General features: G+C 72.6%; 21 protein-coding genes. 16 read left to right on the top strand and 5 right to left on the bottom strand.

The genetic code is table 11. The annotated features are described in order from the left end of the window. Positions 1-101 precede the first annotated feature (101 nt). The 4 genes from AVW11_RS23050 to AVW11_RS23035 all read right to left on the bottom strand — a co-directional run bounded on the left by AVW11_RS23050 (position 102) and on the right by AVW11_RS23035 (position 5,578). Positions 102-2,516, bottom strand: coding sequence for a transglutaminase TgpA family protein (locus AVW11_RS23050; protein WP_076045649.1), 2,415 nt, complete (start codon positions 2,514-2,516; stop codon positions 102-104). After that, positions 2,513-3,880, bottom strand: a complete 1,368-nt coding sequence (locus AVW11_RS23045) for a DUF58 domain-containing protein (protein ID WP_076045647.1) — start codon at positions 3,878-3,880, stop codon at positions 2,513-2,515. The genes AVW11_RS23050 and AVW11_RS23045 overlap by 4 nt, the downstream gene beginning before the upstream one ends. Further along, complete coding sequence (locus AVW11_RS23040; protein ID WP_060178159.1) at positions 3,880-4,890, bottom strand: AAA family ATPase; 1,011 nt, start codon at positions 4,888-4,890, stop codon at positions 3,880-3,882. Before AVW11_RS23040 ends, AVW11_RS23045 begins: the two co-directional genes overlap by 1 nt. 136 nt (positions 4,891-5,026) lie before the next feature. Beyond that, on the bottom strand, positions 5,027-5,578 hold the full coding sequence (locus tag AVW11_RS23035; RefSeq protein WP_030850219.1) for a beta-class carbonic anhydrase: 552 nt from the start codon (positions 5,576-5,578) through the stop codon (positions 5,027-5,029). Between the two features lie 361 nt (positions 5,579-5,939). Here AVW11_RS23035 and rsmH point away from each other — a divergent pair, with 361 nt between their 5' ends. From rsmH to AVW11_RS22955, 16 genes are all read left to right on the top strand, one after another. Then, positions 5,940-6,899 (top strand): 16S rRNA (cytosine(1402)-N(4))-methyltransferase RsmH, encoded by a 960-nt coding sequence (gene rsmH, locus AVW11_RS23030; protein ID WP_076045643.1) that lies wholly within the window; start codon positions 5,940-5,942, stop codon positions 6,897-6,899. Beyond that, positions 6,896-7,444, top strand: coding sequence for a cell division protein FtsL (gene ftsL, locus AVW11_RS23025; protein ID WP_234331065.1), 549 nt, complete (start codon positions 6,896-6,898; stop codon positions 7,442-7,444). The genes rsmH and ftsL overlap by 4 nt, the downstream gene beginning before the upstream one ends. A gap of 261 nt (positions 7,445-7,705) precedes the next feature. Then, positions 7,706-9,727: a peptidoglycan D,D-transpeptidase FtsI family protein gene (locus AVW11_RS23020; protein ID WP_107423316.1), complete on the top strand. Its 2,022-nt coding sequence runs from the start codon at positions 7,706-7,708 to the stop codon at positions 9,725-9,727. Positions 9,728-9,772: 45 nt separating this feature from the next. After that, the gene (locus AVW11_RS23015) at positions 9,773-11,482 is read left to right on the top strand and encodes a UDP-N-acetylmuramoyl-L-alanyl-D-glutamate--2,6-diaminopimelate ligase (protein WP_030850230.1); all 1,710 of its coding nucleotides are present in this window, start codon (positions 9,773-9,775) and stop codon (positions 11,480-11,482) included. After that, positions 11,479-12,909, top strand: coding sequence for a UDP-N-acetylmuramoyl-tripeptide--D-alanyl-D-alanine ligase (locus AVW11_RS23010; RefSeq protein ID WP_076045639.1), 1,431 nt, complete (start codon positions 11,479-11,481; stop codon positions 12,907-12,909). The genes AVW11_RS23015 and AVW11_RS23010 overlap by 4 nt, the downstream gene beginning before the upstream one ends. Then, the gene (gene mraY / locus AVW11_RS23005) at positions 12,906-13,976 is read left to right on the top strand and encodes a phospho-N-acetylmuramoyl-pentapeptide-transferase (RefSeq protein ID WP_030850236.1); all 1,071 of its coding nucleotides are present in this window, start codon (positions 12,906-12,908) and stop codon (positions 13,974-13,976) included. Before AVW11_RS23010 ends, mraY begins: the two co-directional genes overlap by 4 nt. After that, complete coding sequence (gene murD / locus AVW11_RS23000) at positions 13,958-15,535, top strand: UDP-N-acetylmuramoyl-L-alanine--D-glutamate ligase (RefSeq protein ID WP_225884700.1); 1,578 nt, start codon at positions 13,958-13,960, stop codon at positions 15,533-15,535. Before mraY ends, murD begins: the two co-directional genes overlap by 19 nt. Positions 15,536-15,605: 70 nt before the next feature. Then, a complete protein-coding gene (gene ftsW, locus AVW11_RS22995) occupies positions 15,606-16,976 on the top strand; it encodes a putative lipid II flippase FtsW (protein WP_030850242.1) in 1,371 nt (456 codons plus the stop codon). 6 nt (positions 16,977-16,982) lie between these two features. Then, positions 16,983-18,077, top strand: a complete 1,095-nt coding sequence (gene murG / locus AVW11_RS22990; protein ID WP_030850245.1) for an undecaprenyldiphospho-muramoylpentapeptide beta-N-acetylglucosaminyltransferase — start codon at positions 16,983-16,985, stop codon at positions 18,075-18,077. Between the two features lie 30 nt (positions 18,078-18,107). Then, the gene (locus AVW11_RS22985; protein WP_060178154.1) at positions 18,108-18,989 is read left to right on the top strand and encodes a cell division protein FtsQ/DivIB; all 882 of its coding nucleotides are present in this window, start codon (positions 18,108-18,110) and stop codon (positions 18,987-18,989) included. A gap of 279 nt (positions 18,990-19,268) precedes the next feature. Further along, positions 19,269-20,474 (top strand): cell division protein FtsZ, encoded by a 1,206-nt coding sequence (gene ftsZ / locus AVW11_RS22980; RefSeq protein ID WP_030850251.1) that lies wholly within the window; start codon positions 19,269-19,271, stop codon positions 20,472-20,474. Next, positions 20,471-21,256: a peptidoglycan editing factor PgeF gene (gene pgeF, locus AVW11_RS22975; protein WP_234331066.1), complete on the top strand. Its 786-nt coding sequence runs from the start codon at positions 20,471-20,473 to the stop codon at positions 21,254-21,256. Before ftsZ ends, pgeF begins: the two co-directional genes overlap by 4 nt. Then, complete coding sequence (locus tag AVW11_RS22970; RefSeq protein ID WP_060178153.1) at positions 21,243-21,962, top strand: YggS family pyridoxal phosphate-dependent enzyme; 720 nt, start codon at positions 21,243-21,245, stop codon at positions 21,960-21,962. The genes pgeF and AVW11_RS22970 overlap by 14 nt, the downstream gene beginning before the upstream one ends. Positions 21,963-22,111: 149 nt before the next feature. Continuing rightward, positions 22,112-22,729 carry a cell division protein SepF gene (locus tag AVW11_RS22965; RefSeq protein ID WP_030774792.1) on the top strand — a complete coding sequence of 206 codons (618 nt, stop codon included), beginning with the start codon at positions 22,112-22,114 and terminating at the stop codon, positions 22,727-22,729. A 60-nt stretch (positions 22,730-22,789) separates the two neighbouring features. Beyond that, positions 22,790-23,086, top strand: a complete 297-nt coding sequence (locus tag AVW11_RS22960) for a YggT family protein (protein ID WP_030664053.1) — start codon at positions 22,790-22,792, stop codon at positions 23,084-23,086. Between the two features lie 82 nt (positions 23,087-23,168). Continuing rightward, positions 23,169-24,362: a DivIVA domain-containing protein gene (locus AVW11_RS22955; RefSeq protein ID WP_060178152.1), complete on the top strand. Its 1,194-nt coding sequence runs from the start codon at positions 23,169-23,171 to the stop codon at positions 24,360-24,362. A 1,069-nt stretch (positions 24,363-25,431) separates the two neighbouring features. On the opposite strand, the gene AVW11_RS22950 is transcribed toward AVW11_RS22955, so the two are convergent. After that, complete coding sequence (locus AVW11_RS22950) at positions 25,432-26,493, bottom strand: C40 family peptidase (protein ID WP_240528237.1); 1,062 nt, start codon at positions 26,491-26,493, stop codon at positions 25,432-25,434. Positions 26,494-26,581 lie beyond the last annotated feature (88 nt).

The following is a 26,581-nucleotide window of genomic DNA, read 5'->3' as shown; positions in this document are numbered from 1 at the left end:
CTCGGGGCCGAGCCCGCGCCTCAAGCGCTGGCGGGGCGGAAAGGGCGGGCTCCGGCCCCGACCCCGCGCGTCCAGCGCCGCCGGGGCTGGTGCAGGGGGCTTCAGCCGCGGTTGCGGAGGGGGAGGCGGAGGCGGAGGCGGAGGGACGTCAGGCGGGCCGAGGCCGCCGAGGCCAGCGCCGACCAGCGGGCCGCTGCCGCCCAGGAGATCCGGGCCGCCGAGCGCGGCAGCAGCAGGGCGCGCAGCCTGGCCGCGCGGCCCGCCGCGGCCAGCAGTCCCGCCCGGGCCGCCCGCACGTCGTCCGCGAGGCCCGCGTACGAGGCCTCCGCGCCCGGCGGCGCGTACAGCGACCGCTCCACCGCACCCGCCACCCGGTGCACCGCCGCCGCGGCGTCCGGCTCCAGGCGGCCCAGGTCCACGACCCGGCTCGCCGCCCGGCGCGGCGAGAGCGCCTCGTCCGGAGCCACGCCCACGTCCCAGGCCGCGTCGCCCAGTTCGCGCCACGCCGCCAGGACCTCCCCGGTCCCCAGACGGCGGGCCCGCAGCCGGCTGCGCCACAGCAGCGGGAGCAGGGGCAGGCCCAGCGCCGCGACCACGACCGCCGCCCAGCCGAGGACCGTCGCAGGCGACGGCCCCTCGTCGCGGGCCGCGCTCTGCTGCGGGGCGGTCGGCCCGCACTCGCCGAGCTTCTTCATCTCCGGCGGGCACTCGGCGGACGCCGAGGGCACCGGCGCCGGCTGCACCGCGCCCTGCGAGGGCAGCGGCGCGGGCGCGGACGGCTGGGCCGCCGGGGCCTGCGTCCGGGAGTAGTCCGGCACGTTCAGGCCGGACCGGGGCGTCGGCTCGAACCGGGTCCAGCCCACGCCCTGGAAGTACAGCTCGGGCCAGGCGTGCGCATCCCGCATCGACACGTTCACGACGCCGTCCGCCTGCTTCTCGCCGGGGGTGAAGCCGACCGCGACCCGGGCGGGGATGCCCAGCGTGCGGGACATCGCCGCCATCGAGAAGGCGAAGTGGATGCAGAAGCCCTCCTTGTCGGCGAGGAACCGTGCGACGGCCTGCGGCCCCGTGCCCGAGGCGGTCTGCGTGTCGTAGCGGAACCCACCGCTCACGGCGAAGAAGTCCTGGAGCCTCACCGCGCGCGAGTAGTCGTCCTTCGCCCCCTGCGTCACCTGGCGGGCCGTGTCGGCGACCACCGGCGGCAGGTTGTCCGGGACCTTCGTGTACTCCTCCCGGATAGCCGGATCCGGCGCCGGGGCCTTCTGGAGCTGCTGCGCGGTCGGCTTCAGCAGCAGGCTGCGCACCTTGTACTCGGCGCCCTGGACGGTCTGGTACCTGTCCCGGGCCAGCTGGTCGCCGACCAGGGTCCGGCCGACCGGCTCGAAGCGCCACTTCCCGCCGATCTCCACCGCGGTCGCGGGGTACGGCATGGGGAGGTAGCGCTGGGTGTAGCCGTCCGACGCCGTGATGTTCGTCGTCACCTCGGCCGCGGCCTCGCGGACCTGGTCGCCGAGACCCGGCGGGACCGGCATCTGCTGGGGCACGTCGGTCAGGGCCCGGCCGGACGCCTCCCACTTGACGCCGTTGAACTCGTCCAGGGCCAGGATGCGCAGGTACTGCTCGCTCTGCTGGGGGTTGTCCGTCCGGTACCTCAGCACCACACGGTTGTCCTGCGCGTTCAGGTTGCTCTGCAGGGAGACCAGCGGGTTGACGGCCGAGATCGTGCCGCCGGATCCGCCGGCGCCCTCACCGTCCTTCGGACTGCCCAGCAGGCCGTCGTCGAGGGCGGGCAGCGCCGCCGGCACCACCAGCGCGAGGCCCAGGGCCATGGCGCCGATCCGCCGGCCGAACCGCACCGGGGCCGTCGCCTGGACACTGCCGCTGATGCCGGAGTCGGCCGCTCCACGTCCGCGGGGCGCCGAGCCGAAGACCCGCCCCCACTGGGCGAGCCGGTCGCGGCCCTCGGAGAGCAGCAGCACCAGGTACCCGCAGCCCGCCAGCAGGAAGGACAACCAGGAGGCCTCCCCGCCGCCCGACAGGCCCGCGGCGACCGAGTACAGCGCGAGCAGCGGCAGTCCGGCCGCGGCCGCCGTGCGCGCCGTCACCGCCAGCAGGTCCACCAGCAGCCCGATCAGCAGGACCCCGGACACCAGCAGCAGCTGGATGCCGTCCGTCAGCGGGGCCGGTATCGCGTATTCGCCCACGTCGTGGACGCCCTGTGCGAACAGCGAGCCGAAGTCCGTCACGAAGTAGGCCAGCGGGCCGCTGCCGGTGGACTCGACCTTGCCGGCGAAGAGCAGCGCGAGCAGCAGCAACGACACCAGCAGCTGCGCGGCCACGGTCAGCGACCGCGCCAGCGGCACCCGCCGGGCCCCCGCCCCCACCGCGCTCTGCACGGTGAGCAGCAGCGCGGCCTGGAGCAGCCAGGCCTGCGATTCCACCAGCGGGCTCAGCGACCACGAGGTGAGCAGGGTCGCGAGTGCCGCGAACACCGTCAGTTTCGCCCGTCCGCTCATTCCCGGCCTCCGCTCGTTCCCGTACCGACGCGCGCGGTCCCGGCCTGTCGCCACAGCTCGCCGAAGGCGACGCCCGGGGTCGCGGGCAGCGCCGTCCAGCCCGCGTCGCGCAGTCTGCGCAGCCGCTCCTGGAGCGGGACCACGTCGTGCCCGGGCTCGGGCCGTCCGCCCCAGGCCCCGGTGTCCAGGACGAAGGCCACCGCGCCGGAGGTGCGCTGGCGCATCTTGGCCGCCAGCTCGGTCTGTACGTCGTCCAGGTCGCCGAAGAAGGCGATGAGGAGCCCGTCGCCGCCGCCTTCGCCGTAGCCGCCGCCGCGTACCGCGTCGTAGGCCCGGGAGAGCCCGGCGCCGTCGGAGTGCCCGACCACGGCGAGGGTGTCCATCATCAGCCCGGCGGCCTCCGCGGAGTCCTGCCCGCCGGTGGAGAACCCGCCGCCGCCCTCGCCGGGCACCGCGTTGCCGGTGTCGGTGAGCAGCCGTGCGGAGAAGCCCTGTTCCAGGACGTGCAGGAGGCTGGAGGCGGCCGCGGAGACGGCCCATTCGAAGGCGGAGTCGGGGCCCGCGCCGTCGAAGGCGAGGCGGCGGGTGTCGAGCAGTACGGTGGCCCTGCTGCGCTGGGGCTGCTCCTCGCGGCGGACCATCAGCTCGCCGTAGCGGGCGGTGGAGCGCCAGTGCACGCGGCGCAGGTCGTCGCCGCGCCGGTAGCCGCGCGGGATCACGTCGTCGTCGCCGGCCAGGGCCAGGGAGCGGCGGCTGCCGTCGCCGTAGCCGTTGGACTCGCCGGTCAGCCGGACCGGGGGCAGGGGCTCGGTGCGCGGTATGACGGTGAGGGTGTCGTAGGCGCTGAAGGAGCGGGTCAGCTCGACCAGCCCGAAGGGGTCGGTCAGCCGCAGCTGGAGCGGGCCCAGCGGGTAGCGGCCGCGCAGGTCGGAGCGGACCCGGTAGGACACCTCGCGGCGGCCCCCGGGCTCGACCCGGTCCAGGACGAACCGCGGGCGCGGGCCCAGGACGTAGGGCACCCGGTCCTGGAGCATCAGCAGGCCGGTGGGCAGCCGGGAGACGTTGTCCATGCGCAGCTGCACCCGGGCCTCGGCTCCCGCGGACACCCGCCCGGGGGTCAGCCGGCGGCTGCCGGACACCCGGTGGCGGGTGCGGTGCAGGGCGTAGACGCAGATCAGCGGCAGCAGGGCGAGGAGCAGGCCGACGCGCAGCAGCGCGCCCTGGCCGAGGACGTAGGCGCAGGCGGACGCGGCGATGCCGGCGGCGACGAACGAGCGGCCGCGGGTGGTCAGCCCGGACAGCGAGGCGCGCAGTCCGCCGCCGTCTCCCGGGCCGCCGGCGCCGCGTGGGGCACCGGCGCCCATCAGAAGCTCCGGGCGGCGGCGCCGGGCGGCATCTCGCCGCGGGCGTGCGCGGCCGGGACGGGGGTGCGCTGGAGGATCTCGCCGACGACCTGCTCGGAGGTGCGCCGGTTCAGCTGGGCCTGGGCGGTGGGCAGCAGCCGGTGGGCGAGGACCGGTGCGGCCAGCGACTGGACGTCGTCGGGCAGGACGTAGTCCCGGCCGGCGAGTGCGGCGGAGGCCTTCACGGCGCGCAGGAGGTGCAGGGTGGCCCGGGGCGAGGCGCCGAGCCGCAGGTCGGGGTGGCTGCGGGTGGCGGAGACCAGGTCGACGACGTAGCGCCGGACGGGCTCGGCGACGTACACCTCGCGCACGGCCTCTATCAGCTTGACGATGTCGTGGGCGTGCGCGACGGACTGGAGGTCGTCGAGCGGGTTGACCGCGCCGTGTACGTCGAGCATCTGCAGCTCGGCCTCCGGGCTGGGGTAGCCGACGGAGACGCGGGCCATGAACCGGTCGCGCTGGGCTTCGGGCAGCGGGTAGGTGCCCTCCATCTCCACCGGGTTCTGGGTGGCGACGACCATGAAGGGGCTCGGCAGGGTGTAGGTGGTGCCGTCGATGGTGACCTGGCGCTCCTCCATCGACTCCAGCAGCGCCGACTGGGTCTTCGGCGAGGCGCGGTTGATCTCGTCGCCGATGACGATCTGCGCGAAGATCGCGCCCGGCTTGAACTCGAACTCGCGGCGCTGCTGGTCGTAGATGCTGACGCCCGTGATGTCGGAGGGCAGCAGGTCCGGCGTGAACTGGATGCGCTGCACCGAGCAGTCGATGGACTTGGCGAGCGTCTTCGCCAGCATGGTCTTGCCCACGCCGGGAACGTCCTCGATCAGCAGGTGGCCCTCGGCGAGGAGCACCGTCAGCGCGAGGCGGACGACCTCGGGCTTGCCCTCGATCACGCTCTCGACCGACTGGCGGACCCGCTCCGCCGTGCTGGTCAGATCTGCGAGGCTCGCTCGGTCGTCATACGTCGTCACCTGGTTCTCCTCGGCCCATTTCTCAGGGCCGACGCCTTGGCGCATGACCGGCCCACCCCGAAACACGGACACCGGACCCGGGGTTTCCCGGGGGGTGTCTTCCCGCATTCTTGACGGCGCCCGGGCCTTGTGTCACTCAGGAGCTGGGATCGATCTCCCGGAGGAGCCCGGTGTGCACGTCGAAGACGAAGCCTCGCACATCGTCCTTGTGGGGCAGGAACGGGTTGGTGCGCACGCGCTGCATGGACTGGCGGACGTCCTGGTCGACGTCGCGGAAGGCCTCCACGGCCCATGCGGGGCGCTGGCCGACCTCGTCCTCCAGCTCGTGGCGGAAGTCCTCCGTCAGACGTTCCAGGCCGCAGCCGGTGTGGTGGATGAGTATCACCGTGCGGGTGCCGAGGGCGCGCTGGCTGATGGTGAGGGAGCGGATGGTGTCGTCGGTGACCACACCGCCCGCGTTGCGGATGGTGTGGCAGTCGCCGAGCTCCAGGCCGAGGGCGGCGTGCAGGTCGAGGCGGGCGTCCATGCAGGCCACGATGGCCACGTGGAGGACCGGGCGGGCGTCCATGCCGGGGTCGGCGAACTTGGCGGCGTAGCGCTGATTCGCCTCGACCAGCCGGTCGGTGACGGATCCGCCGACGGATGCCTCGGGTGCGGAGTCTGCAGGCAGGGATGCGGAAGTCGTCATGGGTACGACGTTAGTGGTCACAGGCGGCGCCGGCCGGGCGTGAGGTTGGACAAAGAACGTCAACGGGGCTTGTTGTGAGCTAACCCACAGGGGTGGGCGGGGGGCGGCCGACCGGGTGGTTCGGCATCATTCGCGGCTTCGGTCCGAGAGGCGCGTACGGCGCGCGGGCCGGTTCGTTGACCGCGGCGACCGTTGCACTAAAGTGACGCGAACCGGCCGGAGCCCGGCCCTGACCGGCCGACCGGCCACCGATGAAGACTCCGCGTGCGCGGCGCGTACGTACGGCCCGGCCCTCTTCCGCTCACCGGCCGGGGGAGCGGGCGGTGCGTACGCCTGCCGCGCCGTTATCTGAGAGGGCGCTTTGACTAGCGAGTCCCGACATGTCCCGGTGATGCTCCAGCGGTGCCTGGACCTGTTGGCCCCGGCGCTGGAGAGGCCCGGGGCCGTCGTCGTCGACTGCACCCTCGGCCTCGGCGGCCACAGCGAGGCCCTGCTGACCCGGTTCCCCGAGGTGCGCCTGATCGGCCTCGACCGCGACAAGGAGGCCCTGCGGCTCTCCGGCGAACGGCTCGCCCCCTTCGGCGACCGGGCCACCCTCGTCCACGCGATCTACGCGGACCTCGCCGAGGTGCTGGACGGCCTGGGCCTGGCGACGGTCCAGGGCATCCTCTTCGACCTGGGCGTCTCCTCCATGCAGCTGGACGAGGCCGACCGCGGGTTCGCGTACGCGCAGGACGCGCCGCTGGACATGCGCATGGACCAGACGACCGGCATCAGCGCCGCCGAGGTCCTCAACACCTACGCGCCGGGCGAGCTCGTGCGGATCCTGCGCCAGTACGGCGAGGAGAAGCAGGCCAAGCGGATCGTGTCCGCGATCGTCCGCGAGCGCGAGAAGGCCCCCTTCAGCAACAGCGCCCGACTGGTCGAGCTCATCCGCGACGCACTGCCCCAGGCCGCCAAGCGGACCGGCGGCAACCCGGCGAAGCGCACCTTCCAGGCGCTGCGGATCGAGGTCAACGGCGAGCTCTCCGGCCTGGAGCGGGCCATCCCGGCGGCGGTCGACCGCATCGCGGTCGGCGGCCGGATCGCGGTGCTCTCCTACCACTCGCTGGAGGACCGCCTGGTCAAGCAGGTCTTCTCGGCGGGAGCGACCTCCACCGCCCCGCCCGGGCTGCCGGTGGTGCCCGAGAAGTACCAGCCGAAGCTCAAACTGCTCACGCGCGGCGCGGAGCTGCCGACCGAGGAGGAGATCGCCGAGAACCGGCGGGCCGCCCCGGCGAGGTTCCGGGGGGTCGAACGCATCCGGGAGGCGCACCTGTGACCAAGGCCGGGAAGGTCGCCACGCTGACCCGCGGGCAGGCGGCCCGCATCGGGCGGGCCCTCGGCTCCGGCCCCGCCCGGCCGCGGCCCGGCGGGCAGGCGGCGCGGATGCCGTTCGTCCTGCTGGTCGTGGCCCTGCTCGCCGGCGGCCTGATCAGCCTGCTGCTGCTGAACTCGGCCCTCAACGAGGGCTCCTTCCAGCTGACCCGGCTGAAGAAGGAGACCACCGCCCTCACCGACGAGGAGCAGGCCCTCCAGCGCGACGTGGACGCCTACTCGGCCCCCGACGCCCTCCAGCGCCGCGCCCGGGAGCTGGGCCTGGTCCCGGGCGGCAGCCCCGTCTTCATCGGCCCGGACGGCAAGGTCTCCGGCAGCGTCTCGGTGGCCGAGGCACCGCCGTCGCCGACCCCGACCCCGGCCCCGCCGCCGGCGCAGGCCGGACCGGGCCAGTCCCCGGCCCCGGCCGCACCGAACCAGTCCGTCCCCCCGGGTGCCCCGGCGGCGCCCGGCCCGACACCGCAGCCCCACCAGCCTGCCGGAAGGTGACGTCGTGACGCGGATTCCCGCGGGGGTCCACCCCACCCCGCCGTTCCCCCGGCCACCGCGCGGAGGTGCCCCCGCCTCCCGGGGCCCTGCCCGGGCCCGCGCTCCCCGCGCGTGCCCCGCCCCCGGCAGCCCGGGCCCGTACGCCCGGCTCCACGGGGCACCGGCGCACGCGGCGCCGCGGCCCGGCCGCGCCCCGGCCCCGGCCGAAGGCCACCGCGCCGCCGGGGGAACCCGTACCGCCGCGCCGCGGACGGTGGCCGGGTGAGCCCGCAGGAGCCGCCGCGGCGGCGCGTGCCCGGGCCGGCCAGGTCCTCCCGGCCCGGCGACCGTACCCGGGCCACCGGCCGCCCGGCCTCGCGCCCGGCGACCCGCCGCCCCGCCGGCCCCCGCACACCGCACACCATCCGGCTCGGCAGCCCCCGGCCCCGGCTGCGCCTGGTCGGCGTCGGCCTGACCCTCGTCATGCTGGCCTTCGTCGTACGGCTGCTCCAGGTACAGGCCGTCGACGCCGAGTCCTTCTCCGCCGCGGCGTCCAAGAACCGCTACACCAACGTCAAACTGGCCGCGGAACGCGGGGAGATCACCGACCGCAGGGGCGTGGCCCTCGCCACCAGCGTCGACGCGTACGACATCACCGCCGACCCGAAGATGTTCACCCCGCAGGACAGCAAGGCCCCCGACGCCCCCGAGCAGGCCGCGGCACTCCTCGCACCCATCCTCGGCAAGGACGCCGGGGAGCTCGCGGCGAAGCTCAGGACCAAGAACAGCCGGTACGTGGTCCTCGCGCAGCGCCAGACCCCGCAGGTGTGGAACCAGATCAAGGACCTCAAGCGGGTCTTCGCGGAGAAGGCGAGCGCCGACAAGAAGAACAACGCCCCCGGTGCCAACGTCCTGGCCGGCGTGTTCAAGGAGGACAGCAGCAAGCGCGTGTACCCCGGCGGGGACCTCGCCGCCGGGATACTGGGCTACGTCAACGCCGAGGGCAAGGGCGCCGGCGGGCTGGAGTCCGCCCTCGACAAGAAGCTGGCCGGCAAGGACGGCGAGATCACCTACGCCCAGTCCGGCGGCCGCAAGGTCCCCACCGCCGGCTCCAGCGAGAAGCCCGCCGTCCCCGGCGACGACATCGAGCTGACCATCGACCGGGACATCCAGTGGGCGGCGCAGAGCGCCATCGCCGAACAGGTGCAGAAGTCCGAGGCCGACCGCGGCTACGTCATCGTCCAGGACACCCGCACCGGCGAGGTGCTGGCCATGGCCAACGCCCCCGGCTTCGACCCCAACGACCTGACCCGGGCCAGCTCCGCCGCCATGGGCAACGCCGCGCTCCAGGACGTCTACGAGCCCGGCTCCACCGCCAAGGTGATGTCGATGGCGGCCGTCCTGGAGGAGAAGAAGGCGACCCCCGACACCCGCGTCGAGGTGCCCAACCGCCTGCACCGCGGCGACCGGCTGTTCAAGGACGACATCGACCACCCGACCTGGTACCTGACCCTCAACGGGGTCCTCGCCAAGTCCTCCAACATCGGCACCATCCTGGCCACCGGACAGCTCGGTCCGACCCAGCCCGAGGCCAACAGGGTCCTGCACTCCTACCTGACCAAGTTCGGCATCGGCCGGCCCACCGGCCTGAACTACCCGGGCGAGTCCCGCGGCATCCTCGCCGACCCCCAGGCCTGGTCCACCTCCCAGCAGTACACGATCCCTTTCGGCCAGGGACTCTCCGTCAACGCCATGCAGGCGGCCTCCGTGTACTCGACGATCGCCAACGGCGGGGTCCGCATCGAACCCACGCTGGTGCGCGGCACCAAGGGCCCCGACGGCCGCTTCACCCCGGCCCCGGCGCCCGAGCAGAACCGCGTGATCAGCCAGGAGACCGCCAAGACCCTCGCCGAGATGCTCGAATCCGTCGTCGACGACCAGGAGGGCACCGGAACGAAGGCGAAGATCCCCGGCTACCGGGTCGGCGGCAAGACCGGCACCTCCAACCGGGTGGATCCGGCCACCGGCCGCTACAAGGGCTACACCGCCTCCTTCGCCGGGTTCGCCCCGGCGGACAACCCGCGTATCACCGTCTACTGCGCCATCCAGAACCCCACCAAGGGCAGCTACTTCGGCGGCCAGATCTGCGGCCCCATCTACAAGAAGGTCATGGAGTTCGCCCTCAAGACCCTCCAGGTCGCCCCCACCGGCACCGCCCCCGCCGGGCTCCCCGTCACCTACGAGCCCGGCCCGCAGCCCGCCCAGCAGCCCGCCCCGCAGCCCACTCCGCAGCCCGGCCAGTGACCCACGGCCCCGGCCTGCCCGCCAGAAAAGCGTGAGGCACCACCAGTGACAACGATCACCCCGAAACCCGGGAACCGACCGGCCGCCGGAGCCGAGCCCGGCCCCTCACTTCGCGGCCCGGCCGCCGCGCCCGGTACGCTCACCGCCGTGCCCCACGCTGATCAGCCCAGAACCACCCAGCAAGACGCCCCGGCAGCGCCGCCGGGACCGCCCAGGCCCGCGTCCGCCGCTCCGAGCCCGCTGGGCGAGCTGGCCGCGCTGCTGGGCGTCCCGTCGCCAGGCGATGCGCAGATCACCGGGATCACGCACGACTCCCGTGCGGTCCGCCCCGGAGACCTGTACGCGGCCCTGCGGGGAGCCAGGACCCACGGCGCCGACTTCGCCGCCCAGGCCGCAGGCCTCGGCGCCGCCGCCGTGCTGACCGACCCCGCCGGCGCCGAGCGCGCCGCGGCGACCGGCCTGCCGGTCCTGGTCGTCGCCGACCCGCGCGGCCGGATGGGCGAGCTCGCCGCCGCGATCTACGGCCACCCCGGCGAGGACCTGCTCCAGATCGGCATCACCGGAACCTCCGGCAAGACCACCACGGCGTACCTCGTCGAAGGCGGCCTGCGCGCGGCGGACCGCAGCACCGGACTGGTCGGCACCGTCGAGATGCGCATCGGCGACGAGCGCATCAAGTCCGAGCGCACCACCCCCGAGGCAACCGACCTCCAGGCCCTCTTCGCCGTCATGCGCGAACGCGGCGTCGAGGCGGTGGCCATGGAGGTCTCCAGCCACGCCCTGGTGCTCGGCCGCGTCGACGGCTGCGTCTTCGACGTCGCCGTCTTCAACAACCTGAGCCCCGAGCACATGGAGTTCCACACCGACATGGAGGACTACTTCCAGGCGAAGGCGGGGCTCTTCACCCCCCGCCGCTCCCGCCTGGGCGTGGTCAACCTCGACGACGAGTACGGCCGCCGCCTGGCCAAGGAGGCGACCGTCCCCGTCGTCACCTTCTCCGTCGCGGGCGACCCGGCCGCCGACTGGCGCGCCGAGGACGTCGTCACCGGCCACATGGACTCCACACTCACGCTGGTCGGCCCCGAGGGACAGCGCGTGCGCGCCAAGGCCCCGCTGCCCGGCCCGTTCAACGTCGCCAACACCGTCGCCGCGATCGTCACGCTCGCCGCGGCCGGCCTCGACCCGCAGACCGCCGCCGACGGCGTCGCCGCGGTCCCCGGAGTCCCCGGCCGGCTGGAGCGGGTGGACGCGGGCCAGCCGTACCTCGCCGTCGTCGACTACGCGCACAAGACCGACGCCGTGGAGTCGGTGCTGCGCGCCCTGCGCGAAGTCACCGCCGGCAAGCTGCACATCGTCCTCGGCTGCGGCGGCGACCGCGACACCACCAAGCGCGCCCCGATGGGCGCCGCGGCCGCCCGGTTCGCCGACGTGGCCGTCCTGACCTCCGACAACCCGCGCTCCGAGGACCCGCTCGCGATCCTCGCCGCGATGTTCGGCGGCGCCGTGTCCGTACCGCCCGCCGAGCGCGGCACCGTCCTCGTCGACGCCGACCGGGCGGCGGCCATCGCCGCCGCCGTCGCGCGCGCCGAGCCCGGCGACACCGTGCTCGTGGCCGGCAAGGGCCACGAACAGGGCCAGGACACCGCAGGGGTGGTCCGGCCCTTCGACGACCGCACGGTGCTCCGCGCCGCGATCGAACGCCAACTCGTGCTCGATCGAACGACCCAGGTCCGACAGGCCGAGGTGAACCAGTGATCGCCCTTTCCCTCGCCGAGATCGCCGACATCACCGGCGGGCGGCCCCACGACATACCGGATCCGTCCGTACAGGTCACCGGCCCCGTGGTCTACGACTCCCGCGAGGTCCGGCCGGGCAGCCTGTTCGCCGCCTTCGTCGGCGAGCGGGTCGACGGCCACGACTACGCCGAGCGCGCACTCGCCGCCGGCGCCGTGGGCATCCTCGCGACCCGGCCCGTCGGAGTCCCGGCGATCGTCGTCCCCGACGTGGTGGCCGCGCTCGGGGCGCTGGCCCGGGCCGTCGTCGCCCGCCTCGGCACCGACGTCGTGGCCCTCACCGGGTCCGCCGGCAAGACCTCCACCAAGGACCTCATCGCGCAGGTGCTCCAGCACCACGCGCCCACCGTGTGGACCCCCGGCAACCTCAACAACGAGATCGGCCTGCCGATCACGACGCTGCGCGTCACCGAGGAAACCCAGCACCTCGTCCTGGAGATGGGCGCCCGCGGCATCGGCCACATCCGCTACCTCACCGGACTGACACCCCCTCGGATCGGTCTGGTGCTCAACGTCGGCACCGCGCACATCGGCGAGTTCGGCGGCCGCGAGCAGATCGCGCAGGCCAAGGGCGAGCTCGTCGAGGCGCTGCCGGCCGAGGCGGAGGGCGGCGTCGCCGTCCTCAACGCCGATGACCTGCTCGTCCGTTCCATGGCCGCGCGCACGAAGGCGCGTACGGTGCTGTTCGGCGAGGCCGACGACGCCGACATCCGGGCCACGGACGTCCGCATGACGGACAAGGGACAGCCTTCCTTCACACTGCACACACCGACCGGGTGCAGCGACGTGACCTTGCGGCTGTACGGTGAGCACCACGTGTCGAACGCGCTCGCCGCGGCCGCCGTCGCCCACGTCCTGGGCATGTCCGCCTCGGAGATCGCCACCGCGCTCTCCGGAGCGGGCACGCTGTCTCGGTGGCGGATGGAGGTCACCGAGCGGGCGGACGGTGTGACGATCGTCAACGACGCCTACAACGCGAACCCGGAGTCCATGCGGGCCGCACTGCGCGCGCTCGCCGCGATGGGCGGTGGCGGCAGGGCGAACGGGGGGCGCACGTGGGCGGTGCTCGGCCCGATGGCCGAGCTCGGAGACGACGCTCTCGCCGAGCACGACGCGGTCGGACGACTTGTCGTCCGGCTCAACGTGAGCAAGCTCGTCGCGGTCGGGGGCAGGGAAGCCTCCTGGCTGCAACTGGGCGCATATAACGAGGGTTCGTGGGGTGAGGAGTCGGTGCTCGTGTCCGACGCGCAGGCGGCGGTCGACCTGTTGCGCAGTGAACTGCGCCCGGGTGACGTCGTGCTGGTGAAGGCTTCCAGGTCGGCCGGTCTGGAGCGGGTGGCGCAGGCCCTGCTCGAGGGCACTGTCGAGGGCGAGGTCGCCGGCCGATGAGGCAGATCCTGTTCGCCGGTGTCATCGGCATGTTCCTGACCGTCGTCGGTACGCCGCTGCTGATCAAGCTGCTGGCCCGCAAGGGCTACGGCCAGTTCATCCGCGACGACGGTCCGCGCGGCCACGCCGGGAAGAAGGGCACGCCCACCATGGGCGGTGTCTCCTTCATCCTGGCCACGCTCGTCGCGTACGCCCTGACGAAGGTCATCACCGGTGAGGAGCCGAGCTTCTCCGGTCTGCTCGTGCTCTTCCTGATGGCCGGCATGGGCCTGGTCGGCTACCTCGACGACTACATCAAGATCGTCAAGCGGCGTTCGCTGGGTCTGCGGGCCAAGGCCAAGATGGCCGGCCAGCTGATCGTCGGCATCGCCTTCGCCGTGCTCGCACTGCAGTTCAAGGACTCGCGCGACCTCACCCCGGCCTCCACCAAGCTGTCGTTCGTCACGGACTTCGGCTGGTCGATCGGCCCGGTGCTCTTCGTGGTCTGGGCGCTGTTCATGATCCTGGCGCTGTCCAACGGCGTGAACCTCACCGACGGTCTGGACGGTCTCGCCACCGGCGCCGCCGTGATGGTCTTCGGCGCCTACACCTTCATCGGCGTCTGGCAGTTCCAGGAGTCGTGCGCGATGGCCGCCGACCTCACCAACCCCAACGCCTGCTTCGAGGTGCGAGACCCACTCGACCTGGCCGTCGTCGCCTCCGCCCTCATGGGCGCCTGCTTCGGCTTCCTGTGGTGGAACACCTCGCCCGCCAAGATCTTCATGGGCGACACCGGCTCGCTGGCCCTCGGCGGCGCGCTCGCCGGTCTGGCCATCTGCTCCCGCACGGAGCTCCTGGTGGCGCTCCTCGGCGGCCTCTTCGTGCTCATCACGATGTCGGTCGTCATCCAGGTCGGCTCCTTCAAGCTGACCGGCAAGCGCGTCTTCCGGATGGCACCGCTCCAGCACCACTTCGAACTCAAGGGCTGGTCCGAGGTCCTCGTCGTGGTCCGCTTCTGGATCATCCAGGGCATGTGCGTGATCGTGGGCCTCGGTCTCTTCTACGCGGGATGGGCAGCCGACAAGTGAGCGCCTCCGACCTGGCCGGCCTGCTCGGCCCCGACGCCCTGGGCCGGTTCGGCCTGCCGGGCCGGATCACCGTCGCCGGCCTCGGCGTCAGCGGCATCAGCGCCGCCCGCGCCCTGGCCGGGCTGGGCGCCCGCGTGACCGTCGTCGACAACGGCGACGGTGACGCGCACCGGGCCAGGGCGGCCGAACTCGCCGAACTGGGCATCGAGGTGCGCCTCGGCCACCTGCCCGACGGCGCCCGGGCCGGCGAGAGCCTGCCCGAGGGCACCGAACTGGTCGTCACCTCGCCCGGCTGGCCGCCGCAGAGCCCGCTCTTCCTGGCCGCCGCCGAGGCGGGCGTCGACGTCGTCGGCGACGTCGAGGTCGCCTGGCGGCTGCGCGGAGCCGGCGCGGAACTCCGCGCCGCCCGCCGGGCCGAGGCCGAGGGCGCCGGCGAAGGGGCCGACGCGGCCCCGGCCGGGCCCGCCGAATGGCTGGCGATCACCGGGACCAACGGCAAGACCACCACCACGCAGATGCTCGCGTCGATCCTGAAGGCCGCCGGGCTGCGCACCGCCGCCGTCGGCAACATCGGGACCCCGATCATCGACGTCGTGCTCGGCGAGCAGCACTACGACGTCCTCGCCGTCGAACTCTCCAGCTACCAGCTGCACTGGGCGCCCTCGCTGCGCGTCCACTCGGCAGCCGTCCTCAACCTGGCCCCCGACCACCTCGACTGGCACGGCTCGATGGAGGCGTACGCCGCCGACAAGGGCCGGATCTACGAGGGCAACACGGTGGCCTGCGTCTACAACGTGGCCGACAAGGCCACCGAGGACCTCGTCGTCGAGGCCGACGTCGAAGAGGGCTGCCGCGCGATCGGCTTCACCCTCGGGGCCCCCGGCCCCTCCATGCTCGGCGTCGTCGACGGCATCCTCGTCGACCGGGCCTTCGTGGAGAACCGGCACAAGAACGCCCAGGAGCTCGCCGAGGTCACGGACGTCAACCCGCCCGCCCCGCACAACATCGCCAACGCGCTCGCCGCCGCGGCCCTGGCCCGCGCCTTCGGCGTGGAGCCGCGCGCGGTCCGCGACGGGCTGCGCGACTTCCGTCCGGACGCCCACCGGGTCGCCCGGGTGGACGAGGTCGCCTCGGTCACTTACGTCGACGACTCCAAGGCCACGAACACCCACGCGGCGGAGGCCTCCCTCGCCTCCTTCGACAAGGTCGTCTGGATCGCCGGCGGTCTCGCCAAGGGCGCGACCTTCGACGAGCTCGTGCAGAAGTCGGCCGAGCGGATGCGCGGCGCCGTCCTGATCGGCGCCGACCGGGCGTTGATCGCCGAGGCGCTGGCGCGACACGCCCCCGAGGTCCCGGTCGTCGACCTCGACCGGACCGACACTGGGGCGATGCTCGCAGCGGTCCGGGAGGCGGCCGCGCTCGCCGAGCCCGGCGACACGGTCCTGCTGGCACCGGCCTGCGCCTCGATGGACATGTTCGCGAACTACAACAAGCGCGGGGACGCGTTCGCCGACGCGGTGCGCGAACTGGCCGCCGAGAACGCCGCGGACACGGCCTAGGCCGGGGGCGCCGGGACTGGTTCCCTCCGGCCGGATGCTCGCCTCGTACGAGTGGAGGGGAAGATCACAGATGCCGGCCAAGCAGATGCTGCCGGGGCGGCGGCCGTCCGCCGTGAAGGCGCAGGGCCGCAAGCGCCCCGGGGTGAGTGTGAAGCGCCCGGGGCGGCCCCCCGGGCGCGGGCCGCTGGCCGGTCTCCGGCGTACGCAGCAGCAGTTGCGCAGGGCGTGGGACCGCCCGCTCACGGCCTATTACCTGATTTTCGGCAGTTCCCTGCTCATCACCGTGCTCGGTCTGGTGATGGTGTACTCCGCTTCCATGATCAAGGCCCTCCAGCTGGGCCTGGGCGACGCGTACTTCTTCAAGAAGCAGTTCCTGGCCGCCCTCATCGGCACGGTGCTCCTGCTGGCCGCCTCCCGGATGCCGGTGAAGCTGCACCGGGCGCTGTCCTATCCGGTACTCGCCGGCACGCTCTTCCTGATGGTCCTGGTCCAGGTCCCCGGGATAGGGGTCTCGATCAACGGCAACCAGAACTGGATCTCCCTCGGCGGCCCGTTCATGCTGCAGCCCAGCGAGTTCGGCAAACTCGCCCTGATCCTGTGGGGTGCCGACCTGCTGGCCCGCAAGGGCGACAAGGGGCTGCTGAGCCAGTGGAAGCACCTGCTGGTGCCGCTGGTGCCCGTCGCCTTCCTGCTGCTCGGGCTCATCATGCTGGGCGGGGACATGGGCACCGCGATGATCCTCGGGGCCATCCTGTTCGGCCTGCTCTGGCTCGCGGGCGCCCCGACGCGGATGTTCGTCGCCGTGCTCGCCTTCGCGGGTGCGATCGTCGCCCTGCTCATCAAGACCAGCCCGCACCGGATGGACCGGCTGGAGTGCATCGGTGCGACAGAACCGGGCAAGAACGACCTTTGCTGGCAGGCCGTGCACGGGATCTACGCCCTCGCATCAGGCGGCTGGTTCGGTTCCGGACTGGGCGCAAGTGTGGAAAAATGGGGTCAACTACCCGAAGCCCACACCGACTTCATCTTCGCCATCACGGGGGAGGAACTGGGACTGGCGGGGACGCTGTCGGTGCTCGCCCTGTTCGCGGCTCTAGGCTATGCGGGTATCCGCGTGGCCGGACGCACGGAGGACTCCTTCGTACGGTTTGCCGCGGGAGGCGTGACCACCTGGATCACGGCCCAGGCCGTGATCAACATCGGTGCGGTGCTCGGCCTGCTGCCGATCGCCGGTGTCCCGCTCCCGCTGTTCTCCTACGGAGGGTCCGCCCTGCTGCCGACCATGTTCGCGGTCGGACTGCTCATCGCCTTCGCGCGGGAGGAGCCCGCCGCGCGCGCGGCACTCGCGATGCGACAGCCGAAGACCGGCTGGAGGCGGACCGGGGTGAGATGGAAGTCGATGAGACGGCGCGTCAAGAAGCGTCCGTCCGGAGAGCGGTGAATTTCGGTGCATGTCGTACTCGCCGGTGGGGGGACCGCCGGCCACATCGAGCCGGCGCTCGCCCTCGCGGACGCCCTGCGCAGGCAGGACCCTTCAGTGGGCATCACCGCCCTGGGCACCGAGCGCGGACTCGAAACCCGCCTGGTGCCGGAGCGCGGCTACGAACTGGGGCTGATCCCCGCCGTACCGCTGCCCCGCAAGCCCACGCCGGAGCTGATCACCGTCCCCGGGCGGCTGCGCGGCACCATCAAGGCCGCGGAGGAGATCCTCCTGCGCACCAAGGCCGACTGCGTCGTCGGATTCGGCGGCTACGTGGCCCTGCCCGGCTACCTCGCGGCCAAGCGGCTCGGCGTGCCGATCATCGTCCACGAGGCCAACGCCCGGCCCGGACTGGCCAACAAGATCGGCTCCCGGTACGCGCACGCCGTCGCGGTCTCCACGCCCGACAGCAAGCTGCGGGGCGCCCGCTACGTGGGCATCCCGCTGCGCCGCTCCATCTCCACCCTCGACCGGGCCGCCGTACGCCCCGAGGCGCGCGCCGCGTTCGGCCTGGACCCCAACCTGCCCACGCTGCTGGTCTCCGGCGGCTCGCAGGGCGCCCGGCGCCTCAACGAGACGATCCAGCAGGTCGCTCCGACCCTCCAGCGCTCCGGCGTACAGATCCTGCACGCCGTCGGGCCGAAGAACGAACTGCCGCGTGTCGACAACATGCCCGGGATGCCGCCCTATGTGCCGGTACCGTACGTGGACCGGATGGATCTCGCGTACGCCGCCGCCGACATGATGCTGTGCCGCGCGGGAGCGATGACCGTCGCCGAACTGTCCGCCGTCGGGCTGCCCGCCGCCTACGTCCCGCTGCCGATCGGCAACGGCGAACAGCGGCTCAACGCCCAGCCGGTGGTCAAGGCCGGCGGCGGCCTGCTCGTGGACGACGCGGAACTGACGCCCGAGTGGGTGCTCGGCCAGGTCCTCCCGGTGCTGTCCGACCCGCACCGCCTGTACGAGATGTCCCGCGCCGCCGGTGAGTTCGGCCGCCGGGACGCCGACGAGCTGCTGGTCGGCATGGTGTACGAGGCGATCGCAGCCCACCGAGCCCGCTGACGCGGGAGCACGGACGCAGGAGGCACAGGAGTGGCCGGAGCGACGACCGCACAGCGCGGAACACCGTCTTCCGACGGGCCCGGCCGGTCGCCCCGCAAGGGCGCCGGCTCTCCCAAGCCACCCAAGAGCCAGAAGCCCGCGAAGTCCGCGAAGTCCGCGAAGGCCGTGAAGGCCGCGAAGAGGAGCGCCCCGCGGGGCCCCGGCAAGCACCTGCGCCGGGGCCCTGTGCTGGCGTCCCTGGCCGCCGCGGTGCTCCTCGCCTCCGGCGGCACCTGGGTCCTCTACGGGTCCTCCTGGCTCCGCGTCGAGAAGGTCACCGCCACCGGCACGGACGTGCTCACCCCCGAACAGGTGCTCGCCGCGGCGGCCGTGCCGGTCGGCTCACCCCTCGTGAGCGTCGACACGGACGAGATCGAGAGCCGTGTCCGCGGCCGTCTGCCCCGCATCGATTCGGTCGATGCGGTGCGGGCCTGGCCGCACGGAATCGGACTGAAGGTGACAGAACGCAAACCCGTCCTGCTCATCAAAAAGGACGCCAACTTCGTGGAAGTGGACGCATCGGGTGTGCGATTCGACACGGTTCCGAAAGCCCCCGCGGGGGTTCCGGTCCTCGAATTGAACGCGGGAGGCTCCCCGAGCGCCCGCCGCTTCGACGAAGAGCGGCTGCTGCACGAGGCCGTGCTCGTCGCCGGATCCCTCCCGGCGCCGATCGCCAAGGAAACCGTGCAGGTCAAGGTGGGTTCCTACGATTCGATCGTGCTGGAGCTGACCGGAGGCCGGTCCGTGCGGTGGGGCAGCGGCGAACAGAGCGACGCCAAGGGGCGCGCGCTGACCGCTTTGCTGAAAGCCGCACCGAAGGCCGGACACTTCGACGTGAGCGTTCCCACCGCCCCTGCGGCGGCCGGGAGTTGACGTCAGGTCGAACAGCGACGCACCCTGGTTGGCCAGCGATACGGGTGATCACATAGGGTGAAAAGAAAAACGGGAGGTTCGGCGTGTTCGTTGAACACGCGCTACTTGTCGACTTAGTGTCCTGTTCGGAAGAGTCCAAGGAACAGACACACCCCTAACCCTAAACTTCAGGGTGAGGGTTCGGGTCGGCGCGTTCGGACCGTCCCTATTTCGGCATCAGTCGTCGCAACGCAGGCCCGCGAGGCGGCGACACGTAACTCGAGGCGAGAGGCCTTCGACGTGGCAGCACCGCAGAACTACCTCGCAGTCATCAAGGTCATCGGTGTCGGCGGCGGTGGTGTCAATGCCATCAACCGAATGATCGAGGTCGGTCTCAAGGGCGTCGAGTTCATCGCCATCAACACCGACGCCCAGGCGCTGTTGATGAGCGACGCCGACGTCAAGCTCGACGTCGGCCGTGAACTCACCCGGGGCCTCGGCGCCGGAGCCAACCCGGCCGTCGGTCGCAAGGCGGCAGAGGACCACCGCGAGGAGATCGAGGAGGTCCTCAAGGGGGCCGACATGGTCTTCGTCACCGCCGGTGAGGGCGGCGGCACCGGCACCGGCGGCGCACCCGTCGTCGCCAACATCGCGCGCTCGCTGGGCGCCCTGACGATCGGCGTGGTCACCCGGCCGTTCACCTTCGAGGGCCGGCGCCGCGCGAACCAGGCGGAGGACGGCATCGCCGAGCTCCGCGAAGAGGTCGACACCCTCATCGTCATCCCCAACGACCGCCTGCTGTCCATCTCGGACCGCCAGGTCAGCGTCCTGGACGCCTTCAAGTCCGCGGACCAGGTCCTGCTCTCCGGCGTCCAGGGCATCACCGACCTCATCACCACCCCGGGTCTGATCAACCTCGACTTCGCCGACGTCAAGTCCGTGATGTCCGAGGCCGGCTCGGCCCTGATGGGCATCGGCTCCGCCCGCGGCGACGACCGTGCGGTGGCCGCCGCCGAGATGGCGATCTCCTCGCCGCTCCTGGAGGCCTCCATCGACGGCGCCCGCGGCGTGCTGCTCTCCATCTCCGGCGGCTCCGACCTCGGTCTCTTCGAGATCAACGAGGCCGCGCAGCTGGTGAGCGAGGCGGCGCACCCCGAGGCGAACATCATCTTCGGCGCCGTCATCGACGACGCGCTCGGCGACGAGGTGCGGGTCACCGTCATCGCGGCCGGGTTCGACGGCGGACAGCCCCCGGCCCGCCGGGACAACGTCATCGGCGCCGCGTCCACGAAGCGCGAGGAGCCCGCCCCGGCTCCGGTCCGCGCCGCCGAACCGGTCCGCCCGGCCTTCGGCGGACTCGGCACGGTCCCCCCGCGCGAAGAGCCCCCGGCCCCCGTCGAGCCGGCCCCGGTCGAGGTCCAGGCCCCCGCGCCGCAGGTCCCCACGGCCCGGCCGTACCAGGACAGCCCGGCCGAGGAACTGGATGTCCCGGACTTCTTGAAGTGACACCGGAGCAGCACCACGTGGGCGGCGCCCACTTCGCCTTCACCGACCGGTGGGGCGGAGTGAGCGCCGTTCCGTACGAAGAGCTCAACCTCGGCGGCGCGGTCGGAGACGACCCGGCCGCCGTTCTCGCGAACCGGGCCCTGGCCGCACGGTCCCTGGGACTCGATCCGGACCAGGTGGTCTGGATGAACCAGGTGCACGGCCGGGACGTGGCGGTGGTCGACGGCCCCTGGGGGGACGCGGAGATCCCGGCGGTGGACGCCGTGGTGACCGCCCGTCGAGGGCTCGCCCTCGCCGTGCTCACCGCCGACTGCACACCGGTCCTGCTGGCGGACCCCGTCGCCGGAGTCGTCGGGGCCGCCCACGCCGGACGGCCCGGGCTGGTCGCCGGGGTGGTGCCGGCGGCGGTGGAGGCGATGGTCTCCCTCGGCGCCGAACCGGGGCGGATCGTCGCCCGTACCGGGCCCGCGGTCTGCGGGCGCTGCTACGAGGTGCCGGCGCAGATGCGGGAGGCGGTGGCCGAAGCGGTGCCCGCCGCCCGGGCCGAGACCAGCTGGGGGACACCGGCGGTGGACGTGGTCGCGGGGGTGCACGCCCAGCTCGCGGAGGCGGGGGTGGTGAACGGCGGCCGTTCCCCGGTCTGCACACTGGAGTCACGGGACCACTTCTCGTACCGCCGCGACCGGGTGACCGGACGGCTTGCCGGATATGTCTGGTTGACGGAGCTTTCCCGGGGGGAGACCCCCGGATCCCCGGGGGAAAAGAAGAATGACGGATCGTAAGTCGGAGCTCGCCGAGAACCTGGCGCGGGTGGAGGAACGCATCGCGTCCGCGTGCGCGGCGGCGGGCCGCGGGCGGGAGGAGGTGACCCTCATCGTGGTCACCAAGACCTACCCCGCGAGCGACGTACGACTGCTGGCGGAGCTGGGCGTCCGTCATGTTGCCGAGAACCGCGACCAGGACGCCGCCCCCAAAGCTGCGGCTTGCGCGGATCTGCCGCTCACCTGGCACTTCGTCGGCCAGTTGCAGACCAACAAAGTCCGTTCCGTGGCGGGATACGCGCACGTGGTGCAGTCGGTCGACCGGCCCCGGCTCGTGACCGCCCTCTCGGCGGCCGCGACGGGTGCCGGCCGCGAGATCGGCTGCCTCGTCCAGATCGCCCTCGACGCGGAGTCGGGCGAGCGCGGGACCCGGGGCGGTGCCGCGCCGGAGCAGCTCGCGGAGTTGGCGGATCTCGTCGCCGGGGCGCCCGGACTGCGCATCGACGGAGTGATGACCGTCGCACCGCTGTCCGGCCACTACGCGGGACGCGAACAGGCGGCCTTCGAGCGGTTGGTGGAATTGTCATCCCGCCTGCGCGCAGACCATCCGACTGCCACGATGGTGTCGGCCGGGATGAGCGCAGACCTGGAACAGGCCGTTGCGGCCGGTGCGACACATGTACGCGTCGGCACTGCGGTACTCGGCGCGAGACCCCGGCTCGGGTAACGTCGCGAAGAAAGTCGGACCACAGCAGAAAATATGGTCATTCCCGCCGATGAGCGGGCAGACCACGTGGATCGCGGGCAGTTGGTGACATTCGTGACACGGCGGCACCTGCGACAGGGCGATCCACCACAGAGCGGAGGACTCGGAGAATGGCCGGCGCGATGCGCAAGATGGCGGTCTACCTCGGCCTCGTGGAGGACGACCGGTACGACAACCCGGGGTACGACCCCGACGACGAGTTCGAGCCCGAGCCGGAGATGGAGCGGGCTCGGGAGCGGGATCGCCGACAGCAGCCCGTGCACCAATCGCCTGTATCGGACGAACCGGTACGAGTCGTACAGCCTCCGGCGCAGCGGGAACCCATCCCAATTCCGGTGGAAAACGGACGTCCTGCGCGAATTGCCCCCGTGGCATCCATCACACCTGATCGCACGAACCTGGAGAAGAACGCCCCCGTGATCATGCCCAAGGTCGTCTCCGAGCGGGAGCCGTACCGCATCACGACACTGCACCCCCGGACCTACAACGAGGCCCGTACCATCGGGGAACACTTCCGTGAGGGCACTCCGGTGATCATGAATCTCACGGAGATGGACGACACGGACGCGAAGCGTCTCGTGGACTTCGCCGCCGGACTCGTGTTCGGTCTGCACGGCAGCATTGAACGCGTGACACAGAAGGTGTTCCTGCTGTCGCCTGCTAACGTCGATGTCACGGCGGAGGACAAGGCCCGCATCGCGGAGGGCGGGTTCTTCAACCAAAGCTAGACCGATCCGTCAGATACGGGACCGGGAACAGATCGGAAAACGGGGAGAGGGAAGCACGGGATGGGCATCGCGCTACAGGTGGTCTACGTCGTGCTGATGTGCTTCCTGATCGTGCTGATCTTCCGACTGGTCATGGACTATGTGTTCCAGTTCGCACGTTCATGGACACCCGGCAAGGCGATGGTGGTCGTTCTGGAGGCCACCTACACTGTCACCGATCCACCGCTCAAGCTCCTTCGGCGGTTCATCCCGCCGTTGCGTCTCGGCGGCGTGGCACTCGACCTGTCCTTCTTCGTTCTGATGATCATCGTTTACATCCTCATCAGCTTCGTGAGCACCGCTGCGAGAAGCGTGTGAACGATGAGCTTCCCCGTACGCGCGGGGACGGTCCCGATACGGTCTTGCCGACTGCCGACGACTACGTAGAGGTGAAGAAGACATGCCGCTGACTCCCGAGGACGTGCGGAACAAGCAGTTCACGACCGTCCGCCTCCGAGAAGGCTATGACGAGGACGAGGTCGATGCCTTCCTCGACGAGGTCGAGTCCGAACTGACGCGCCTGCTGCGCGAGAACGAGGACCTGCGCGCCAAGCTGGCCGCCGCCACGCGCGCCGCCGCGCAGAACCAGCAGCAGCAGGGCATGCGCAAGCCCGAGCCCCAGGACCAGCGCGGCCCCGGCGCCCCCGTGCCCGCGGCCATATCCGGCCCGCCGCAGCAGCAGAACCCGCAGATGGGCCCGCCCCAGTTGCCGGGCGGCGCGCCGCAGCTCCCGCCGGGCCCCGGCGGCCAGGGCCAGCAGGGCCCCGGCCCGATGGGCGGCCCCATGGGCGGCCCCATGCAGCAGCACCCCATGGGCGGACCGCAGGGCATGGGCCAGCAGCCCATGGGCCAGCAGCAGTCGATGGGCGGCCAGAACCCGCTCGGCCAGCAGATGCAGCCCATGGGCCAGCAGATGCAGCCGATGGGGCAGCAGATGCAGCCCATGGGTCAGCCCATGCAGCAGATGCAGCAGCCGCAGCTCCCGCAGCAGGGCCCCGGCGGCGACAGCGCCGCCCGCGTCCTGTCGCTCGCGCAGCAGACCGCCGACCAGGCGATCGCGGAGGCCCGCTCCGAGGCCAACAAGATCGTCGGAGAGGCCCGGTCGCGCGCCGAGGGCCTGGAGCGGGACGCCCGCGCCAAGGCCGACGCGCTGGAGCGGGACGCGCAGGAGAAGCACCGCGTCGCGATGGGCTCCCTGGAGTCCGCCCGCGCCACGCTGGAGCGCAAGGTCGAGGACCTGCGGGGCTTCGAGCGTGAGTACCGTACGCGTCTGAAGTCCTACCTGGAGTCGCAGCTGCGCCAGCTGGAGACCCAGGCGGACGACTCCCTGGCCCCGCCGCGCAACCCGGCCGGTCCCGCGCTGCCCCCGTCGCCGTCGCCCTCGATGGCTCCGGCCGGTGCGATGGGTCACTCCATGGGCGGTCCGTCCATGGGCGGCCCCTCCCCGATGGGTGCCGGTCCGTCCTACGGCGGCCAGCAGCAGATGTCCCCGGCGATGACCCAGCCGATGGCTCCGGTCCGGCCGGCTGCGCCGCAGCCGATGCAGGCGCCGTCGCCGATGCGGGGCTTCCTGATCGACGAGGACGACAACTAAGCGCCGCCGCGCAGTCGGCAGTCACGGGCCGGGCCCGGTTCCCCCACGGGGGCACCGGGCCCGGCCCGTTCCCGTACCGCCTGCGGGTCGGTGGCCTTGGCCGGGCGGTGCGGTTGCCCTGGCCGGGCGGTGCGGTGGCTTTGGCCGGGGGTGTGGTGGTCTGCGGGCCGGTGGCCGCGCCTCAAGCGCCGGCGGGGCTGGGTTGGTCCGGCTGGGGCGGTGGTGTGGGGTTCGGGTGGGGTGGGGTGGTGGCTTCGGGTGGGGTGGTGCCCCTCCGGGGGCTCTCCTCGGCTCGGCGCGTGCGGCCGTGTCGCGGTGAGGCGGCCTGGGTTGCGCGCTCGTCCTGCGGGGAGCCCCCGGCGTGTCCCCACCCCACGGCCCCCGCCCCCGAGACGGGCCGACACGGCCGGTGGGGTTTCTGATCCCCCGCTTCGTCCGCGGCGGGCCGTTTGCCCACCTGCCGGGACCGGGACGTGCCGCTCGGGCGGAGGGCTTCCTGCTCCGCTTCGGCCGGGGTGCAGCGACCGCTCGGCCTGGCGGGGGCCTTCGCGCCCTGCTTCGGCCTGGCGGGCCGGGCTGTGCCGCTCGGTCCGGGGGTGACTTTCCCGTCCTGCTTCGGCTGGGGTGGATCGATGTGCTGCCCGGTCCGGGGCGGGAGGCTTTCATGCCCCCGCTGCTGCCGGGGGGCGGGATGTGCCAGGTGGGGGTGTGGGGACGGTGGGGGGTGTCCCCGCAGGACGAGCGCGCGACCACGCCGTCTGGCCGCGACACGGCCGCACGCGCCGAGCCGAGGAGACACCCCCCGGCGGCACCGCGCCCCCACCCCCCGTATCCATCCCGCCCAGGCGGCACGTACCCAGCCGCCACGGCTCGTTCGGGACGATTCCGCCCAGGCGGCACGTACCCAGCCACGCCCAGCCGCCACGGCTCCGTTCGGGACGGGCGGCACACGCTCAGCCGCCACCGGGACGGGCGGCGGCACCGCGCCCCCCGGTCCGGTCCCGGCCGGGCGGCACGCACCCCGCCTCGCCGGCGGTTGAGGCGCGGCCGCCGGCCGGCGGGGGAGGGGTTACGCGTCCGGGCGGACCACCGCCTTGATCGGCATGGAGCCCGCGCCCGCCATCGTCACGTTGCGGCCCGGGCGCGGGGCGTGGACCATCGCGCCGTCGCCCACGTACATGCCGACGTGGCTGGCGTCGTCGAAGTAGATGATCAGGTCGCCCGGCCGCATGTCCTTGAGGGCGATCTTCGGCAGCAGCCTCAGCTGTTCCTGCGAGGTGCGCGGGATGCCCCGGCCCGCCGCGCGCCAGGCCTGCGAGGTCAGCCCGGAGCAGTCGAAGGAGTCGGGGCCGACGGCGCCCCACTTGTACGGCTTCCCTATCTGCGCCGTGGCGAAGTGGACGGCCTGCTTGCCGGCGTCCGTCGCCTTGCCGTTGACGTCCTTCATCGCGCCCGTGGACAGCCACGCCGTCTGCGCGCGGTACTGGGCTTCCTGTTCCAGCTGGATCAGCCGGGCCCTCTCCTCGGCCTCGAGCTTGCTCTCCAGCTCCTCCGCGGCCTTGATCTTCTCCTCGATCTGCTTCTTGGCCTCCTCCTGCTTGACCCGGTTCGCCTCCAGCTTCTGCCAGCGCTCGCTCGCCTCCTCCGCGTAGCGCTGCAAGTCGGTCTGGGTGCGGTCCAGTTCGGTCAGCAGGTCCGAGGCGGCCTTCTCGCCCTGGCGCAACCGGTCGGCCCCGTCCAGGAACTGGTTCGGGTCCTCGCTCAACGCCAGTCGTGCGCCCGGCGGCAGGCCGCCCGAGCGGTACTGCGCGCGGGCCGCGGCGCCCGCGCGGCTCTTCAGCGTGGCGATCCGCTCCTTGCCGGCGACGACCAGGTTGGCGATCTCGACGATCTTGTCGGACTGGGCCTTGGTCTCGGCCTCGGCGAGGTTGTAGGCGTCCGTCGCGGTGCCCGCCTGCCGGTAGAGCTCCTCGATGTCCTTGCGGACCTGCTCCAGGGACTTGCCGCCCGGCCCGGGCAGAGGCGCGCCCGGAGCGCCCGGAGCGGCCGGAGCGGTCGGAGCCCCCGGTACGGCCGGGGCCGCGTACGCCGTGCCCGTCGCGAGGCCCGGCGCCGTCAGCGCCACCGCCATCGCGCACAGCAGTACGAGAGAGCTTGCGCCCCGCCGTCGCCTTACCGACCCCATGGTCCCCCCAAGGCACCCGAGTCAGACCTGACAT

Origin of the sequence: Streptomyces amritsarensis (assembly GCF_001953875.1) — a bacterium.
Taxonomy (GTDB): domain Bacteria; phylum Actinomycetota; class Actinomycetes; order Streptomycetales; family Streptomycetaceae; genus Streptomyces; species Streptomyces amritsarensis.
Note: the sequence above shows the minus strand (reverse complement) of the source record. Positions and strands in the feature narration are given on the sequence as shown.

What these genes read in the sequence shown, in the direction of transcription:
- AVW11_RS23050 (WP_076045649.1), bottom strand. Translation starts at nt 2,516, where the DNA reads ATGAGCGGACGGGCGAAACTGACGGTGTTCGCGGCACTCGCGACCCTG.
- AVW11_RS23045 (WP_076045647.1), bottom strand. Translation starts at nt 3,880, where the DNA reads ATGGGCGCCGGTGCCCCACGCGGCGCCGGCGGCCCGGGAGACGGCGGC.
- AVW11_RS23035 (WP_030850219.1), bottom strand. Translation starts at nt 5,578, where the DNA reads ATGACGACTTCCGCATCCCTGCCTGCAGACTCCGCACCCGAGGCATCC.
- mraY (WP_030850236.1), top strand. Translation starts at nt 12,906, where the DNA reads ATGAGGCAGATCCTGTTCGCCGGTGTCATCGGCATGTTCCTGACCGTC.
- murD (WP_225884700.1), top strand. Translation starts at nt 13,958, where the DNA reads ATGGGCAGCCGACAAGTGAGCGCCTCCGACCTGGCCGGCCTGCTCGGC.
- ftsW (WP_030850242.1), top strand. Translation starts at nt 15,606, where the DNA reads ATGCCGGCCAAGCAGATGCTGCCGGGGCGGCGGCCGTCCGCCGTGAAG.
- AVW11_RS22970 (WP_060178153.1), top strand. Translation starts at nt 21,243, where the DNA reads ATGACGGATCGTAAGTCGGAGCTCGCCGAGAACCTGGCGCGGGTGGAG.
- AVW11_RS22965 (WP_030774792.1), top strand. Translation starts at nt 22,112, where the DNA reads ATGGCCGGCGCGATGCGCAAGATGGCGGTCTACCTCGGCCTCGTGGAG.
- AVW11_RS22960 (WP_030664053.1), top strand. Translation starts at nt 22,790, where the DNA reads ATGGGCATCGCGCTACAGGTGGTCTACGTCGTGCTGATGTGCTTCCTG.
- AVW11_RS22955 (WP_060178152.1), top strand. Translation starts at nt 23,169, where the DNA reads ATGCCGCTGACTCCCGAGGACGTGCGGAACAAGCAGTTCACGACCGTC.
- AVW11_RS22950 (WP_240528237.1), bottom strand. Translation starts at nt 26,493, where the DNA reads ATGGCGGTGGCGCTGACGGCGCCGGGCCTCGCGACGGGCACGGCGTAC.